This window comes from Natronorubrum halalkaliphilum, from assembly GCF_009834785.1.
GTDB classification, from domain to species: Archaea; Halobacteriota; Halobacteria; order Halobacteriales; family Natrialbaceae; genus Natronorubrum; species Natronorubrum halalkaliphilum.
In genome coordinates this window covers 55,212-72,144 of the sequence record NZ_WUYX01000023.1, presented here as the reverse complement: position 1 = coordinate 72,144, position 16,933 = coordinate 55,212, and the positions used below count along the sequence as shown (strand labels likewise).

Annotated in this window: 17 protein-coding genes; 6 read left to right on the top strand and 11 right to left on the bottom strand. The window is 62.7% G+C overall.

The features are described 5' to 3' along the window. Nucleotides 1-25 precede the first annotated feature (25 nt). The 5 genes from GS429_RS06415 to GS429_RS06395 form a co-directional block, all read right to left on the bottom strand. A complete protein-coding gene (locus GS429_RS06415; RefSeq protein WP_160063802.1) occupies nucleotides 26-859 on the bottom strand; it encodes a phosphate ABC transporter ATP-binding protein in 834 nt (277 codons plus the stop codon). Continuing rightward, a complete protein-coding gene (locus GS429_RS06410; RefSeq protein WP_160063800.1) occupies nucleotides 856-1,716 on the bottom strand; it encodes a PstA family ABC transporter permease in 861 nt (286 codons plus the stop codon). The genes GS429_RS06415 and GS429_RS06410 overlap by 4 nt, the downstream gene beginning before the upstream one ends. After that, the gene (gene pstC, locus GS429_RS06405; protein WP_160063798.1) at nucleotides 1,716-2,654 is read right to left on the bottom strand and encodes a phosphate ABC transporter permease subunit PstC; all 939 of its coding nucleotides are present in this window, start codon (nucleotides 2,652-2,654) and stop codon (nucleotides 1,716-1,718) included. The genes GS429_RS06410 and pstC overlap by 1 nt, the downstream gene beginning before the upstream one ends. An 8-nt stretch (nucleotides 2,655-2,662) precedes the next feature. Continuing rightward, entirely contained in the window at nucleotides 2,663-3,640 is a 978-nt protein-coding gene (locus GS429_RS06400) for a PstS family phosphate ABC transporter substrate-binding protein (RefSeq protein WP_201293971.1), read from the bottom strand. Nucleotides 3,641-4,041: 401 nt separating this feature from the next. Then, nucleotides 4,042-5,025, bottom strand: a complete 984-nt coding sequence (locus GS429_RS06395) for a YeiH family protein (protein ID WP_160063796.1) — start codon at nucleotides 5,023-5,025, stop codon at nucleotides 4,042-4,044. A gap of 386 nt (nucleotides 5,026-5,411) precedes the next feature. Here GS429_RS06395 and GS429_RS22105 point away from each other — a divergent pair, with 386 nt between their 5' ends. Further along, the gene (locus GS429_RS22105) at nucleotides 5,412-5,777 is read left to right on the top strand and encodes a DUF7553 family protein (protein WP_235920748.1); all 366 of its coding nucleotides are present in this window, start codon (nucleotides 5,412-5,414) and stop codon (nucleotides 5,775-5,777) included. Between the two features lie 30 nt (nucleotides 5,778-5,807). On the opposite strand, the gene GS429_RS06385 is transcribed toward GS429_RS22105, so the two are convergent. Together GS429_RS06385 and GS429_RS06380 are read right to left on the bottom strand one after the other, a co-directional pair. After that, a complete protein-coding gene (locus tag GS429_RS06385) occupies nucleotides 5,808-6,152 on the bottom strand; it encodes an NADH-quinone oxidoreductase subunit D-related protein (protein ID WP_328821274.1) in 345 nt (114 codons plus the stop codon). Then, nucleotides 6,125-7,255: an MGH1-like glycoside hydrolase domain-containing protein gene (locus tag GS429_RS06380; RefSeq protein WP_160063794.1), complete on the bottom strand. Its 1,131-nt coding sequence runs from the start codon at nucleotides 7,253-7,255 to the stop codon at nucleotides 6,125-6,127. The genes GS429_RS06385 and GS429_RS06380 overlap by 28 nt, the downstream gene beginning before the upstream one ends. Before the next feature lie 168 nt (nucleotides 7,256-7,423). Between GS429_RS06380 and GS429_RS06375 the strand changes: the two genes are divergently transcribed. From GS429_RS06375 to GS429_RS06365, 3 genes are all read left to right on the top strand, one after another. Beyond that, nucleotides 7,424-8,311 (top strand): acyltransferase, encoded by an 888-nt coding sequence (locus GS429_RS06375; protein ID WP_160063792.1) that lies wholly within the window; start codon nucleotides 7,424-7,426, stop codon nucleotides 8,309-8,311. Between the two features lie 135 nt (nucleotides 8,312-8,446). Continuing rightward, nucleotides 8,447-8,776 carry a DUF7577 domain-containing protein gene (locus GS429_RS06370; protein ID WP_160063790.1) on the top strand — a complete coding sequence of 110 codons (330 nt, stop codon included), beginning with the start codon at nucleotides 8,447-8,449 and terminating at the stop codon, nucleotides 8,774-8,776. 191 nt (nucleotides 8,777-8,967) lie between these two features. Further along, the gene (locus GS429_RS06365; protein ID WP_160063788.1) at nucleotides 8,968-9,288 is read left to right on the top strand and encodes a HalOD1 output domain-containing protein; all 321 of its coding nucleotides are present in this window, start codon (nucleotides 8,968-8,970) and stop codon (nucleotides 9,286-9,288) included. Nucleotides 9,289-9,357: 69 nt separating this feature from the next. Here the strand turns inward: GS429_RS06365 and GS429_RS06360 are convergent, their stop codons facing one another. Beyond that, nucleotides 9,358-10,107 (bottom strand): hypothetical protein, encoded by a 750-nt coding sequence (locus tag GS429_RS06360; RefSeq protein WP_160063786.1) that lies wholly within the window; start codon nucleotides 10,105-10,107, stop codon nucleotides 9,358-9,360. 352 nt (nucleotides 10,108-10,459) lie between these two features. Between GS429_RS06360 and GS429_RS06355 the strand changes: the two genes are divergently transcribed. Then, entirely contained in the window at nucleotides 10,460-10,705 is a 246-nt protein-coding gene (locus GS429_RS06355; RefSeq protein ID WP_160063784.1) for a PRC-barrel domain containing protein, read from the top strand. A 284-nt stretch (nucleotides 10,706-10,989) separates the two neighbouring features. On the opposite strand, the gene GS429_RS06350 is transcribed toward GS429_RS06355, so the two are convergent. The 3 genes from GS429_RS06350 to prf1 all read right to left on the bottom strand — a co-directional run bounded on the left by GS429_RS06350 (nucleotide 10,990) and on the right by prf1 (nucleotide 15,747). Continuing rightward, on the bottom strand, nucleotides 10,990-11,790 hold the full coding sequence (locus tag GS429_RS06350) for a helix-turn-helix transcriptional regulator (protein ID WP_160063782.1): 801 nt from the start codon (nucleotides 11,788-11,790) through the stop codon (nucleotides 10,990-10,992). A gap of 192 nt (nucleotides 11,791-11,982) precedes the next feature. Then, a complete protein-coding gene (locus GS429_RS06345; protein WP_160063780.1) occupies nucleotides 11,983-14,124 on the bottom strand; it encodes a COG1361 family protein in 2,142 nt (713 codons plus the stop codon). Between the two features lie 363 nt (nucleotides 14,125-14,487). Next, nucleotides 14,488-15,747, bottom strand: coding sequence for a peptide chain release factor aRF-1 (gene prf1, locus GS429_RS06340; protein ID WP_160063778.1), 1,260 nt, complete (start codon nucleotides 15,745-15,747; stop codon nucleotides 14,488-14,490). 228 nt (nucleotides 15,748-15,975) lie between these two features. On the opposite strand from prf1, the gene minD reads away from it, so the two are divergent. Then, complete coding sequence (gene minD, locus GS429_RS06335; protein WP_160063776.1) at nucleotides 15,976-16,878, top strand: cell division ATPase MinD; 903 nt, start codon at nucleotides 15,976-15,978, stop codon at nucleotides 16,876-16,878. Nucleotides 16,879-16,933: the final 55 nt, after the last annotated feature.

Below are 16,933 nucleotides of genomic sequence, written 5' to 3'. Positions count from 1 at the left end.
CAGGACTGAGCAGAAACGCGGCGCGTTATCGTTCGGCCGGCACCGTCTCCGAGTCCGCTCCGGATTCCTCGCTGGACTCGGTGTACTCGACCGCGGTGTGACCCGTGACGAACTGCTGGGTCCGCTCGTGCTGTGGGTTCTCGAAGAACGACCGCGTGTCGTTGGTCTCGATGAGGTCGCCGAGATAGAGGAAGACGACCTCGTCGGCGAGCCGTTTCGCCTGGTCCATACTGTGGGTGACCATGATGATCGTGTACTCCTCCTTGAGGTCCGCGAGGGTCTCTTCGACCGTCTCGGCGGAGATTGGGTCGAGCGCGGAGGTAACCTCGTCACAGAGCAACACCTCCGGTTCGACGGCCAGCGAGCGGGCGAGACAGAGCCGCTGGATCTGTCCCGTCGAGAGTTCGGCGCCGGGAGCGTCCAGCCGATCCTTCACTTCGTCCCAGAGGTTTACCTTCCGGAGGTAGGTCTCGACGCGCTCGTCGAGTTCGTCCTTCGAGTCACAGCGTCCGTGGATCTTTAGCCCGTACGCGACGTTTTCGTAGATCGACAGGGGCAGCGGCGTCGGCTTCTGTGGGACGTAGCCGATCCGTTTTCGAAGTTCCGGCACCGGCTCGTCGGTGTTGTAGACCGACCGGTCGCGCAGCAACACGTCGCCGGTGATCTCGACGTTCGGCTGGATCTCGTGGAGGCGGTTCAACGACTTCAGCAGCGTCGACTTGCCACAGCCGGAGGGACCGATGATGGCCGTCAGCTGGTTCGCAGGGAACTCGAGACTGACGCCTTTCAGGGCCTCCACTTCGCGGTTTCCGGTGTACGTTACGGCGAGATTTTCCGTGGTGAGTGCAGTGTCTGTCATGAGTTGCGACCTCCTGGGGCGAACCGGGCGTACCGCCCGGCCAGCAGTTTCGAGACGATGATCAGCCCGAGCACGGCGACGATGAGGACGAACGACGCGGCGTAGGCGTGGGAGCGAACCTCGGCGTTAAACGACATCGCCTGATCGAAGATGAGGACCGGCAGCGTCGTCGACGGTTCGAAGAGCCCGGCCGGCATCCGCGTACTCCGTCCGGCGGTGAACAGCACCGTCGCGGCGTCGCCGATCCCGCGGGCGAAGCCCATGATGATCCCGGCGATGATGCCCGGCATCGCCGCGCGCAGCGTCATCAGCGCGGTCTCGAACCGGGTCCCGCCGAGACCGTACGTTGCTTCCCGCACCGTGTCGGGTGCGGATCGTAGCGCCTCGTCGGTGTACCGGGTCATGATCGGGTACTGGAAGATACCGATGGCGATGATCCCGAAGAACAGGCTCGTCTGTGCGCCGACCGCGATGATCACGGTCAGGATGAACACGCCGTAGACGATCGGGGGCGTCCCCCAGAGGACGTTCAGGAACATGTTGACGACGTCCGAAAACCGCTCGCTCGAGTAGTCGCTCTGGAGGTAGATCGCCGTCGAGACGGCGAGCGTCGCCGACGCGATCGTCGCCGGAACGACGATGAAGAGACTCCCGAGCACCGCGTGGAGGAACCCGCCGTCGCCCTCGAGCATGTACCGGGATCCGGGTGGCGTAACCGCGATAGCCGGATCGGTGAGGAGCACGCGTCCGCCTCTGAAGATCGTGACGCTGACGACCAGGACCATGACGGCAACGACCAGTGCGGCGGATCCACGCGCGAGCAGGCCGAAAAGCCGCTGTTTGGCGTATCGGTCCATCAGTACTGCCACCTCTGTTGGAGCCACCGACGGAGGAGCATCGCCGAGAAGTTGAACAGCCAGACGATGACGACCAGCATGAGGCCGACGAAGATCAGCGCCGACTGGGTGAGCGGTATCGACATCAGCTCGCCGAAGTCGTTGACGATCAGCGTCGGTAGGGTCTGGCCCGTCGAAAACGGCGAACTCGGCAGTTGCGTCTGGCCGCCGATGAGCATGGCGGGAACGATCGTCGCACCGAAGACGCGACCGAATCCGAGCAACACCGCCGAAAAGATACCGGGGCCTGCAGCCCGCAACAGCACGATTCTGATCGTCTCCCACTTGGTCGCTCCGACGCCGAGCGAGGACTCGCGCAACTCGTCCGGCAAGGCCTCGAGCGACTCGACGGCGAGCGAGATCATGAACGGGGTGACGACGATCGCCATGACGAGACTAACGGTGAAAATTCCGGTCCCGGTGGCGCCGGAGCCGAGAGCCGGCGCGAGGTAGTCGCCGACGAAGGGGACGACGACGATCAGGGCGACCAGTCCGAAGATGACGCTCGGAATCGCCGCGAGCACGTCGATGAACGACGAGACGAGCGTCTTCGTTCGACCCTCGGCGTACTCGGCGATGTAGATCGCCGCGAGAATCGCGATCGGCGTGCCCATCACCATCGTGAGCGCGGTCACGTAGATCGTGCCCACGATCGCCGGCAGGAACCCGAACTCGTTTTCCGCGGGGTTCCAGTTCGACGAGGCCAGCACCTGAACCAGCGAGTACTCCGACAGCAGCGGCAGCGACTGGTAGAGCAGCGCCAACACGATGAAGGCAAACAGCGCGATCGCGAAGTAGCCGGCTCCCTGCAGCCAGTAGCTACTCAGCCGCTCGGTGAGCAGCCGCCGGCCAAGACGGCTTCGGCCTTCGGACGCCGCCGTATCCGTCGAACCCTCCATCGTTCAGGTTATGGCCCCGCTTCGAGGTTGTTCTGTGCTTCCTCGAGACGATCGTCCTCGAGCGGGACGTAGCCGTTGTCCCGGACGTGTTCCTGCCCGTCCGTGAGGACCCACTCGACGAAGTCCGCGGCGTCGCCCTCGAACCCGCCGTCCGAGGCGAGATACATCTCGCGTGCCGGCGGTGCGGGATACGTTCCCTCCTCGACGGCGGCGAGGAATTCGTCGCGAGTCTCGTAGAAGTCCTCTTCCTCGGAGAGACCTTCTCCATCGATGTCGAGCGGAATCGGGCGGACGTCGCCCTCGAGTTCGCCGCTCTCTAGCTCGTAGACGTAGTTGATGTTGTTCAGCGAGACGGCGTTCTCGTTGCGGCCGATGGCCTCGGCGACGGCTTGATCGCCGTTGTGGTTCTCGTCGGCGAGGTTTTCGAGTTCGTTCTCGGTGTAGTAGTCGTCTTCGCCCGCGAGGAAGTCCCCCCACTGTTTGTAGGCCGCCGAGGTGTCCGATCGACCGTACACCACGATTTCCTCGTCGACATCGTCGTCGACGAGTTCGCCCCAGTTCGTGATCTCCCGCGTGAAGATATCCTCGAGATCCTGCCGGGACAGGCCGTTCTCCTGGAGTTCATCGAGGACGGGGTTGTCGACGTTGACAGTTCCGACGACGGTGTCGATCAGCATCGGGACGGCGAACAGTCCTTGATCGATCTCGTCTTCTTCGGGGTCACGCCCCATCATCGCGACATCTACCTGTCCGTTGAGAAGGTCGTTAACGCCGACGCCGGTGCCGCCACCGGAGATATCGAACACGGTGTCGGTTGCTTCTTCGTACATGTCCGCCCATACCTGAACCATCGGCAGCGGACCGACTCCACCCGAGATACGGACGTCGGCGCTTTCGCCGAGCAGCGACGTACAGCCGGCGAGCGAGACTGCCGAGCCAACTCCTGCAAGACGCAACGCAGAACGACGCGAATAGGTTCGTTCCATGAGTGTACGCCCTTATCCACTACACCCTTGTATCGGCTCGCGACGCAGCAATTCTTCGGTTCATAACTCGAAACCAGCAAAACTCTCGTTAGGGTGCGTGAGAGACACACACAACTGACAGAAAGAGAGACGTTCTAACAGTATCGGCGATAGAGCACCACAGACCCGAGGTGGCTGCACTCTACGAACGATAAGATGAGCTGATCGCTTCCGTCTCGAGTTACGGAAGACGGAATCGTCGATACGTGAGATCGTCGAAGCGTGCAAACCGGATCGGGAACCATCCCTCGACCGGAATGGACAATGTTGCCGCGACCTCCGACGGTCGTCGGACACCCTGCTGAACTGTCGATAGTCGGTCGCGTCTCGCAGTGGAAAGCGAACTGAATCGGATTCGGTGCTCAGAACAACAGCGCGAGCAACAGAAGCGACAGTGTGCTGCCGACGAGCAACGATAACAGCACGACGATGACGGGTAGCAGGCCGGTGTTTCGAAGCCCAGCAAGTCTGATTTCGGTGCCGAGACCGACGAACGCCAGCACGAACAGCCAGCTGTAGGCGTTTTCGATCGATGCGCGCTGGGCCGGCGAAAAAACGCCCGCGCTCGCGAGGACCACGAGCGCGAGGAACCCGAGAACGAACTTCGGGAACTCGTCCCAGAGGGTTCGAACGGACGGGCGAGCCCCCTCGCCTGTGCGTGCGTAGTAGCTCGCGTAGCCGAGAACGACGACGCCGATCAGGGCGTTCCGTGCGAGTTTCGTCATCGTCGCCCACTGGCCGGCGAGCTCCGAACGGGCGAACCCGACCGCGACAACCGGTCCCGTCGAGAACATGCTAACACCGGCCCAGATTCCGAAGACGACGTCCGATAAACCGAGTAGGTCGCCGACGATCGGATAGACGACGATGGTGGCCGCATCGAACAGCAGGACCGTCGCCGCCGCGTAGGCGATCTGGCCCTCTCGTGCACGTATCGCACCGGCAACTGCCACGACCGCCGAAACCCCACAGATACCGGCTCCGGCCGCGAGCAACGACCCGAGTCGGTCGGCCAGCCCGAAGACGTTCCGCGAGAGGAGTTCGACGAGGGCGATCGTCAGTCCGGTGACGAGAACGACGACGAACAGGACGACCGCGCCGGCCTCGAGGATAGTGTTCAACGTCAGCGACGCGCCCATAAGAACGATACCCGCACCGAGCCAGAGCTTGTGAGTGGCGAGACCCGGCTCGAGGCGGGACGGAATACCGAGGCCGTTCGCCAGGACGAACCCGAGGGCGATGGCGACGAGCAAGTGATTGAATCCGGCTGTCAGTTCGATTGCCCGTGCCAGAATTGCACCGAGACAGAGCACGAGAAGTCCCGGAAGCAGCCGGTAGACAGCCATATCACTACCAGGGTATCTGTACACCGAACACGGTAGTCAGTGCGACGGTTGCCACACCGACGGCGACGCTCTGCCAATCTCGCTCGAGGGCCGTCCAGTAAGAGCGAAGCGCCGTCACAGCCTGCTGCCAACGGTCGATCGACATCCGTTCGGTGTCTGCGGACCGTCGCACTTAATGTTTCGCTATTCCGTCACTGGTACCAGACTATTTTGCAGGTTCCTGTGACGAACTTCGATCGATAGGTATAGTAATTGATAATTTGGGTTGGGAAAACGGCTCGAGTGTGGGACAAAAGGCCCCTTGAATCGAGACGCCGTTCGTTCCCGTCTTTGCCCCCGTCACCGGCAAGCCGGAGGCCTACCCGACTCGGCGTTGGTCCGCCAGTATGGCGAACGAGACTCCCGGACAGAACCGCGACAACGACCGCGACCGCGGCCACGAACCCGAGGAACACCTAAAGCGAGTTCGTGAACAGCTCCAGCGAGCGACCGACGGTGCCGATCGCACCGTGAAATCACAGTTGGACTCGATCACTGCAGGCGTGTTCGAAGAGCAGGACGGGCATCTGACCCAGTCGGATCCGGGGCCAAAGATCGACCGAATCGCCGAGATTACCGAGAAACTCGACGGGTTGGCCCAAAAAGCGTCGGGAGAAACCGCCGACTACATCCTCGCAGCCCGAAATCATTGCCTCGAGTACCTCGAGGAACGCGATGGCGACGAGCAGTCGAGAGACGCGGGACCCGAATAGCGCGGGTGAGACGGGATAGAACGGGACGTCTCAGCGATCGACGCTGTCGCGGACGATATGGGGACTATCAAGCGAGGCGAGCAGGCCGACAACGTACTCGCCTTGGACCATCTCCGGGAGCGCCGAGAGGTTGTGAAAACACGGGCAGTGGATCGTGAACCGGACCGGCGAGTTAGAGCCGTCGGTGCGGATGAATATCCCCGAGTTTGCCCTTCGGAATTTCGACGACGCGGTAGTCTCGGTGCCCGCGTCCGGTTTCGACGTCCGGAGGACGTTGCTCGAGACGGGGTGATCGTTTTCGGGCGAGTTCTCGAGCAGTCGAGGTACTCGTCGTAGCCGTACTCCTGTCAGGTCCGCCGTCTGTACTCCGTCCACAGCGCCGCGGCGACGGTGAAATCCTCCGCGCTCGCGTATCCGCGCTTGATGTAGGGCTCTCCTTCGAGCGTACAGATCTCGAGGAAGTTCCCGTACGGCGCGAGCAGTGACTCGAGCCGGGCGACTTCCCGCCGGGCGCGCTCGTCGAACCCGTACCGTCGGAGCCCGACGGCGTACATGAACCCGTTCCAGGGCCAGATGTGGTAGTGGTAGTCCCGGTGCAGGAGGAAGAACGGGTGGACCGCCGCGTGCGAGAACGGGCGGGCGCGCATGCGGAGTCCATGCGGCGTCTCGAGACGCTCGAGCGAGGCGACGATCGAGGCCGCGCGCTCGTCGTCGACCACGCCGAGATAGAGCGGGACGACGTTGGCGTCACAGGCGAGTACCGACGAACCGGAGCCGGAGCGTCGGCCGCGACCGCCGCCGAGACTGCGACCGCGCCGCGGATGACGGTGTTCGTCGAAGTACCGGCCGTTCCAGAGGTTCGAGTACAGGGCGTCCCGAATCGTCTCGGACTCGCCCGTAAACGTCGTCTCGACCGCTCGTTCCTCGAGACGCTCGACCGCGGCGAGCAACAGTGCAGTGTTGTACGCTTCCCGCGGCGCGGCCGCCGAGTCCCACCAGGAGCTGCCCGAGCCCGTGACCAACCCCGAATCGGCGACGAACTTCTCGCGGTGATGGACGGCGAGGTCGGCGATCGTCTCGGCGCGTTCGCGGAGCCGACCCGTTTCGGCGAGCAAGAGAACGAGCGCGGGGAACGTGTCGACCCCTTCCGACGGCGTCGCGGCGTGAAACCGATCGTGAAAGTCGGTGTAGAAGACGTCCGAGAGCTGATCGGCGATCCAGCGTCCCGCGTCCCCAGCGGCGTCGTCGAATCCCGCAGCGGTAAGCCCGCGTGCGGCGAAACAAAGGTCTCGGGGCCAGACGCCGCGAAAGTGCCCGCCCGACGCGAAGCCTCGTTCGGCCCGTTCGGCCAGGATCGTCTCGGCCGCACGCTCGAGCGAGCCGTGGTCCCGGTACCCTTCGCGGCGTTTCCGGCCGTAGTGTGCGAGCCGTCGCCAGAGCTCCCGAGCGTAGTACCGTCCGTTCCGAACGGAGCCCATACCGGTCTCGAGGGGGCGTATCCGGAAGTACCGCTTGATTGCACAGGACGGGATCGGTCGTCGGGTCGGGGCGAGATCGGTCGTCGGGTTGATCCGACGGCGCGCGTGCCCCGGCAAATCGACCGCACAACCGAACCCCTATGAACGCCGCGGGCGATACCTCGAGGTATGACAAAGCGGTACGTCTCGCTTCCCGACGAGGCGGAGGCGGGGATGCGCGAGTTCATCGACGAGGTCGACAGACGGCTATCGAGCGACGAAGATACGTGTTCCGTCGTCGAGGACGTGCTGATCGATCTCTCGGGCGACCGCGAGGCCTACGATCGCTGGCAGAACGGCGAATCGGTCTCGCCGGCCGAACAGGTACGTCTGCAGAGCTACGATCCCTGTAATACGACCCTCGAGAGCGAGTACTACGCCGAAAAGGACGAGGACCAGTTCCGCCGGTCGAAACACCTCCAGTGGCTCTGGCGGCAGTTCGACAGTCTACCGATCGCGGATAACGTCGAATTCGCCCTGCGATTTCGCCGGATGCTGGCCGACCACCTCTTCGAATCGTGTGGCGAGAATTGTCGGTTCTTCAAAGGGATCTCGTTTACCTACGGCCACAACATCACGATCGGCGACAACACGGTCGTCCACGACGACGTCCACCTCGACGATCGCGGGAAGCTCACCATCGGCGATCGCGTTTCGGTCTCCGACGGCGTACACGTCTACAGCCACGATCATGACGTCGTCGACCAGACCGAAGTCCGAAACTATCACACCGTCGTCGAAGACGACGTGCGGCTGACCTACGACGCTATGGTCCGTGCCGGCTGCAAGGTCGGCGAGAACGCCATTGTCGGCGCACGTGCGATCGTCCAACACGACATTCCCGCCCACCACATCGCCATCGGGATGCCGGCGAAGAGCGTCAAGATCAAACCCGGCTGGGAAGACGTCGCAACCCCTCTCGAGGAGGCTGGCGTCAACCGACAAGAGCAACGACGGATCGAGTACGACCTCCCCGACGATCTCGAGGTCTTCGACGAGTTCGGCCGCGACCTTTGACATCCTCCCCGCACTGAAGCGCGAGGTTTTGCGCCCGTTCATCCTATAAGCTCCCCGTTCAGTCTTCGTTTCGTTACGCTTTGCCCTTCGCAATACGGGGAATATCCAAGTGCCTTGAGAACGAATATCATACCGATGGAGCTCTGGGGCTGGCTCATCGGATACGTGGTGTTATTCGCCCTTCTCCACCTGATACTGTACTACGTTTACGTCCGCGGCGATGACGGTGAAAACGCGGGCTCGCCATCGTTTGCCGACCCCAATCGGGCGAGCCCTCGGACGACGCCTGGATCCGACCATTACCCTCGCGCACCCGACGACATCGACGACCCCGAGGAACTCGAGGACGACCACGAACTCGAGTTCGACGGCGAGACGATTCGCTGTCCGCACTGCGGCGTTCGAAACGACGCCGATCAGACGTTTACGTACTGCTGGAACTGCATCTCGTCGCTGCGACAGTAGGAGTCGGGGCTGGCGCTCGAGTCGCTTTCGAATGCCCGCTGAGGCGACCGGGTCGATAGTCGGTCGTTCACTAATTCGATACTATCTTAAAATATTATAGAAAACCGCAGGCGAGACGCCCACTCGATGGAGTAATAAACGATTACGCTTTTATCCTTCAAGCAAAGATAGCAGAGAGAAGTCGAATAGTCATGTACGGACAGACCCCCCGTTCCCCCGCCCCCCAGTCTCGCTCTCCATCGGTGTATCGCGTTACGCACGATCCCGACGGCCCGGCGACGCTCAGTACGACCGTGGCCCACGCGCTGGCCGACTGTCTGGGGACCGATGTTACCGACAGCCGCATCTCGCTGTACGACGCCGTCGATCCCGATGCGCTCGATCAACTCTTTCGACCGCGCCACGACGGCCGACCACGAAGCGGTGGCTCGCTTTCGTTTGCCATCCACGAACACTACGTAACGGTCAAAAGCGACGGCGAAATTTTGATCGAACCGCCCGTACAGCGGTAATGCGGCGGTGTCGTCCTTTATCGGACCACAGCTATCGTGCAGTCGAGACAGCCGCGAGAAGTCGAGTGGCTACGCCGCCAGCGAATCCGCGAGCGTCTCGAGGTGATCGACGCCGACGACGGCGACGACGTCACCGTCGGTAGTCTCACGAAGCTCCTCGAGGCGATCGATCATACACCGTTCGCGCGTTTCGTCACGGTAGGTGAGCGCGCTGTCGTCCGTCTGGACGCTCCCGAGCAACGCCTGTACACCGGCAACGTGCGAGCGTTCGTGGGCGGCCTGGCGCTCCGGCGAGTCGTCGTGATCGCACTCGTACTCGATCGGGTCGTCACAGGCGATCGTCATCGACGTCGCGTGAGTCAGCGTCGCAGCGACGCGACAGGTCAGGGCCTCCCGCGTCGCCCCGCCGAGACCCGAGATGACGCGGCGGGCCGTCGCCGTCGAGACGCGGTCGGCGATCAGTCGCGTCACGAGTCGGCGTAAGAACGACCAGTTCGGGGCGTCGATACCAACGACGTCAGCGGCGGTAGCAGCGTCAATCGCTGCGCTCATTTCGCCGCCGAACCGAGGCGGAGAGTCGTCCGTGCCGTCGCGAGCGTAGGCGCGATACAGCGGGAGAGCCGCCGTCGGAAGTTCGAGTGCGAGGGTGTCAGGCTCGACCGCCTCGAGGACGGTTTCGACGCGTGCGATGCTTGCAGGGTGGTCGTGGACGACGCCGAGAAGGAAACAATCGCCGTCCGACCCGGCCACCCGCCGACAGAACTGGGTGGTGATGCGAGGGTCGTCGAACGACGCGGCGAAGGGAGGGGATTCGTCCATTGATCGAGTGGTAATACGTGACTACCGGCATAACCCTTCTGTTGTATCGGGAGCGGTGGCGGCCAACACCAGGCTGGCGGCCAGTAGTGACTGACTAATCGATCACCGTCGGCGTATCGGTTCGTAACTAATCCGTGAGTGACGGAAACGGTTTTACCGCTTTATTGGTCGCGCATTCTTTGACCCGATATCCGACCCGTCCGCCAACGTATCATACGGTCTACCGGAGAGCAGTACCGGCACACCCACAGCCGCCGTGGGTACGCCGGGACCTCGGTACAACAGTCCGTATCAGGCTTTCAGCGGCACTGTCGGAACCCCACCGGATGATCAACGGGTCGATGGCCAACCAATGACTGAGGACACGATCACGAAAGACGACGAAGGCAAACGGGTGTTGAACACCGACGGAACCGAGATCGGTCGGATCGTCGAAGTCCGTGACGGTCACGGCTACGTCGAACCCGATCCGAGCATTACAGACACCATAAAAGCCAAACTCGGCTGGGCCTCGAGAAGCGACGAGTCTCACCCGCTCGACGAGGGCAGTATCAAGAAAATCACAGACGATGCGGTCCATCTCCGCGGTACGCTTTGAGGTGGGTCGGCCAAAGCGTAGAAGAGCACCACTGTCTCGGCGTCAACTACCGGTGATTTCCCGATTCAAACGGGATGCGGTACGAAACACCGTCCGGCGATAAGACCGTGAGATCGAGTCCGCGGTGCCCTCGCCGGCTCGACTCACGGGGCTTCGCCCCCTTACGCCATCCTTCACCCAGCCATCCACCCCGACCGTTGTGGCCGTCGTCGCCGTTGGTGACGTTCGCCAGGTCACTTCTTGAGGGTTGTGGCCGGTCGGGAGCAACGATTCGTGCTCGAGAGTCAGTCCGACGGCGGAGACAGCGGGCGTGCGGTCGCCCGAATCTGCGCGTAGACGTCGCTCGCCCACTCGAGGGCTGCGTCCGTCTCGTTCGTGATGACGCCGCGGATCTCCGCCGTCTCGTTCAGGATAAAGACGAACACCTTCGATTCGGTCGGCGTCTCGATGATCGTAAACTCGTAAGGGACCGACTCGACGGCGTACATGTCGAACGCACCCTCGAGAATGACGTCGCGGACCTGCTCCGGGTGCTGTTCGATCAGAAACGACGCGAGGTCTTCGGCAAGAACGGCTTCGACGTCGAGATCCCCCTCGACGGTTCGATCGTAGAGTTGCGTCCGGGTCTTCGGCGTCCGTTCGGCGGCGATCACACCCCGAATTCGATTGGCGACGGAGATTTCGTCGACCAGCCGTTCGAGCGGTTCGTACGGTGCGTGTGACGGCGGTTCCGTTACGCGGGCTCCTTCGAGTAACGCGGAAGACATCGGCGCATCCCGCGGGACGTAGCCGAGCACTTCGGTCGCCTCGCCGATCGCCTCAAATGTTTCGACGCTCCGACGGTACGCCTCGAGGGCGAGGCGTCCGGCGGCGGTCAACCGATAGCCGCCGCTCGCTCCCTCCTCGCGTCGAACGAACTCCACCTGCTCGAGCTCGCGAACTCCCCGATCGACCGTCGATCGTGAGCAGTCGAGCCTCTCCACGAGATCCCGTTTCTGGCGTGGACCGTCGGCGAGCGCCTCGAGAAGGGCGCGTCGCTGGGCGACGGTTCGAAGGACATCGCGGTCCGAGTGCGGCGAGGGCATCGAAAGTTCTCGAGGTGGTACGGTTTCGTCGGGTAAAACAGCGCCGATCGTCGCGGCGCGCGGTCGGAGGTCTCATACGGTTTACTGTAGTCAATTACCGCCGATCACCGACCCCGTCTCTGGTGATCGCCGGTACATAGTTACAGCAATCCGTATCAGGACAGGTGAACCGGTAGTCTGAGAGTGTCGTTTTTACCGGAACTCGAGACGTGTGTTCGCGTCCTCAGCTTCCGTTTCGGCGGCGTCGTCGGGGTCAGCACCGGTTTCGGCATCGTCGTTTGTCGCACCCTCGTCGGCCGACCCGCCGTCGGCGTCGGGAGTTGCCTCGTCGTTCGTTTCGGGGTCATCCGGTTCTTCAGGTGGTTCCTCGGCAGGTTCGTCATCCGGTTCTGTGTCCGGTTCTTCGGTCGATTCCTCATCTGGCCCGTCGTCCGGCTCTTCAGGTGGTTCCTCAGTAGGTCCATCGTCCGGTTCTGTGTCCGGCCCGTCGTCCGGCTCTTCACGTGGTTCCTCGGCAGGTTCGTCATCCGTCTCTGTGTCCGGTTCTTCGGTGGGCTCCCCATCCGAGTCGTCGTCCGACTCTTCTTCCGGCTCCTCGTCTGTCTCCGCTTCGGGGCCGTCATCGACTTCCTCGTTCGGCTCTTCTCCGGTCCCAACTACCTCGACAGATCGAACATCGGAATCGTCCTCGCTCTCGACTCGAGCCGGAAACTCGGTGGTCCGTTCGGTCCCATACGTTTCGTAACCGAGCGTCACCGTTTGGCTTGTACCCGGCTCGAGCGTCACCGACGACGAATCGACTGTCTGCGGGTCGTGTCCGACGACGAGTGAGACGGTCTGGGTCACCGTTTCGCCACCGGTGGTCGTGAGTTGGGCCGTTACCTCGAGGAACTCGCCCGCCTGAACGGGTGCGTTCGTTCCGGTGATCGAAACGTCGAGCGCCGCCTCCTCGGATTCGTCGTCATCATCCGTCTCATCGTCGTCCGTCTCGTCTTCGTCCTCGCCGTCGTCGGCAATCTCGTCGAGACACGACCCGGCCTGTGGATTGCCGTGGGTGATCGTCGCCGTCGCGTAATCCTCGGGTAACGTGATACCCGACAGGACGGTCCCCAGATCGCCGTACGCCGGAACTTCGACCCGTATCCCGCCGTCCGTTTCGGAGACGCTGCGTTCCTCGCCGATTTCGAAGACGATCGTTCCCGAAAACGGTGGATCGACGTGGGTGCCGATCTCGATCCAGTCCTCCATGCGCGTGTTGCCGTAGAGGGGCTCACCACCCGTCTCGTCGTAGAATCCCGTACTCGCCGCCACGTTATCGCCCGCCCCGAACGTGCCGGAGACTTCGGCTCGCGTACAAGAGGGAAACGTCACGTCCGTTTCGACGGGATCGTCGTCGGTGCCGAGAACCTGCACGGTCCGTTCGGCGGCAGCGTCGTCGCTTTCGACCCGGATCGGGAACTCCTGTGTGCTCTCGACGACGGCCGTCTCGAAACCCAGTGAAACCGATCGCCTCAGTCCGGGGTCCAGCGTGACGAGTTCGGAATCCACTTGCTGCGGATCGTGGCCGACGATCAGCGCGATTTCCTCGGTCACTGCGCTCTCAGCGGTGTTTTCGAGCTGTACCGTTACCTCGAGGAATTCGCCAGCCGCAACGGGGTCGTTGGTTCGGAGAATATCGACCGGCACCGTGGGTTCGTCCGCGTAAACGAGGACGCTCTGTTCCGCCGTCTCGGTCCCCGTCTCGACCCGGACGGGAAACTCCTGGTCAGTGTCGATCGCCGCCGTCTGGAACCCCAGTGTAACCGTCGTTGCCTCGTCGGCGCCGACCGTCACTGCCTCCGAATCGACCTCCTGTGGATCGTGCCCGACGACGAGCGACACGTCCCGCGTCGTTTCGCTCCCGCTCTCGTTTTCGATCCGCGCGGTGACTTCGAGGAACTCGCCCGATACGACGGGGTCGTTCGTCTCGAGGACGGTCACGTCGACCGGCGGTTCATCGACGTAGACGAACGCGCTCGTCCGATCGACGGCGTCGTCGACGACGACCCAGACCGGAAACTCCTGATCGTTAGCGACGGTCGCCGTCTCGAACGAGAGGTCGACCGTCGCCGTCGCTCCGGGCTCGATTTCGACGGACTGGTTGTCGACCACGGTCGGGTCGTCTCCGACGACGAGCGTAGCAGCCGTGTCGATGGGGTCGGTTCCGCCGTTTTCGACCTCGGCCGTCACCTCGAGGACGGCCCCGGTCTCGACGGGTGTATTCGTCTCGAGAATTGTTACGGCGATCGGCGTCTCCTGGAACGCGGCGGTCGTCGCAACGGTCTCGGGCCGCATCGCAATCGGAACGATACTCCCACCGGCGACACCCTTGAGAATACCTCTACGCGTCGGTCCGTTCGGCCACATACTGCGGGAAATCCCGATCGAGTATTCGAAAAAGGACCACACCGTTACGGGAAATAACCGATAATTCACTCGTTCTCCCGCGGCCGGACGGATTACCGCGCGCTGGTAAGACCGATTCGACCCGGCTGACCGTCACTCGAGGAAAGCAACCTTCTCGAAGTGATCGATCCCCAGGATCGACAGTTAGCGGAGCGCAGCGCGGGAAGCAGTGGGGACGGCGCGAAGGGGTGAGAGTAGGGGAGAGCGAAAAAGACCGTGAAAGAGGAGAGACAGGAGAGCGACAGGAACACCTTAGACGCCCGTCGAGTACCGCAACACGCCCGCGAACCCGCCGAAGGCGTTGAGAAGCTGTTCGCCCTTCTCGAAGTCGGTCGAGATGAACTTGGTCTCAGTTCCGCGCTGTTCGGCGATGTCGATGAGGTGGTCGATCGCGTCCTCGCGGTCCTCGTCGCTCGCTTCGACGTCGCTTCCGCAGTCCGTACAGGTGTGTGCCGAGGTGGACTTGCGTCGGTCTACGACCTCGCGGTCGGTGTTGCCACACTCGCCGCAGTCGTAGGTAATGACGTCCTTCCGCAGATCCTCGCTGATCAGGAGTCGGTCGACCGCGCCCATCACGAGGTTCCTGCGGGTCTGGTCGAACCCGTAGGTCGCGAGGTCGCCCGCGTTGAGTTCCTCGAAGAACTCCTCCATCTGCTTTTTGTCCTTCATCACCTCGGCGTCGGCCAGCGCGTCTTCGGCGTTGTCGACCAGATCCTTCAGGCCGGATTCGTCGGTGTAGGCGACGTCGAACTTGCCCAGAACCTCGTCTTGCAGTTCGTGATGGAGGTAGTCCCCGTCGAGGAACTCGTCTTTGGTCGGCGAGGGACCGCCGACGAGGATCCCGTCGATCTCGTGGCGCTTGGGGACGAACAGATCGTTAGCCATGCCCGCGACTTCCTGATAGAAGTTGTCGATGGCCTCGAGGCGCAGTCGGGCGAATCGCTGTGCGGACTGGCCACCCTTACGCTGTTTGCCGGGAACGAGCGAGGAGGCGGATTTGACCGGTTCGATGCGCTTGCCTTTCAGCCAGCCGACGTTGGCTTCGCGCCGATCGAGGACGATCAGGCCGTAGAGACCCTTGTCCGCGAGCATCTCCTCTAACGGCTCGGTGAGAAAGTCCGAGTCGCAGTGATAGCGGAAGGACTCGACGGGCTGGGGCGGGCTCTCGAGTACTTTGGTGACCATGTCGGTCCGGCCGCCGCCGGAGTCGACGGCTCCGGAGAACAGCACGAGACCGTTGTCCGGTGGAAAAGTGTCGTAGTACCGGAGTCTGTCTTTGAGGCTCGTCAGCGCGTCCTGAACGGCCGTTCGGGTCTGCTTGGATTTGATGTTAGCCGCTTCGCTGTGCTCCTGGGTCACGTGTTGGACAACGTCGCTGATCTGTCTGTCGTCGGGGACGTAGATCGTCACGAGCTGCGTTCCGGAGCCATCGAAGTCCTTGAGATCCTCGATAACCTTCCGGAACTCGTACTTTTTCCGGTCGGATTGCTCCTGCTCGCCCTCCTGGCTCATTACCCGTATAAATCGGGGCTGTGGGTAAGAATCCTTTGACACACCGTTCGACGTGTCAACGACTGCCGAAGAGCGTTCGGCCCCGGCGGACGCTGCGGAGAGTCGATCGCTCGCGACGCGGACGTCAAAAGGGTTCATTTTGTTGTTATTTTGGCATGACTATCACCGGTCGAACGCAGGGGGCAAGATTCACGGTGCTTCCGTTCTACTGTCCGGACAGTATCCAGTATGTCTCACGAGACGGTCTATGCTATCGCGAGCGGGAAAGGCGGTGTCGGCAAGACGACGACGACGGTAAACCTCGGGACGGCGCTCGCCCAGGCCGGCGAGCGCGTCGCCATCGTCGACGTCGACCTCGGCATGGCGAACCTCTCCGGGTTCGTCAGCCTGACCCCCGACTCGACGACGCTGCACGACGTGTTGTCCGGTGACGCATCGATCGACGACGCCACCTATCGAATCACAGAGAACATCGTGGCAGTTCCGAGCGGGACCAGCCTCGACGAGTACGCCGACACCTCCCCCGAGGGCCTTCGCGAGGTCGTCGACGATCTCCGCTCCCAGTTCGATTACGTCTTTCTCGACGTCGGTGCCGGCGTCAGCCACGAGACCGTGCTTCCGCTGGGACTCGCCGACTCCGTCCTCCTCGTATCGACGCCCGAACCCGCGGCCGTTCACGATTCGAAGAAGACCCTCGAGTTGACCGAGCGGGCAGGCGGCGAGGTGACCGGGCTGATCGTAACCCGGACGCGGCCGGACAGCGATATCGCCTACGAGGAAATCGCCGATCAGTTAGGAACCCCTCTGCTGGGGACGATCCCCGACGATCCCGCGGCCCGCGAGAGCGTCTACGCCGGAACGCCGCTGGTCGTCTACGAGCCAGATGGCCCCGCGGCGGTCGGCTACCGACAGCTCGCGGCCGACCTGGCCGGCATCGATATTCCGACGCCGACGAGTACGCCGGAGACGAAAGACGACGATGTGCCACCGGAGGACGGTGACGATACCGAGTCGGAACCCGTTTCCGATTCCGATTCCGATTCGCCGGTCTCCGACGAGGAAGCCGACGAGCGGGAAGCAGCACACGACGACGTTTCGAACGCGATCACGGAAGCCGAATCCGATCCCTGAGCCAACAGTTTCCGTTCTGGGAGCGAATATTTTCGCCTGTAAGCGGCCCCTATAC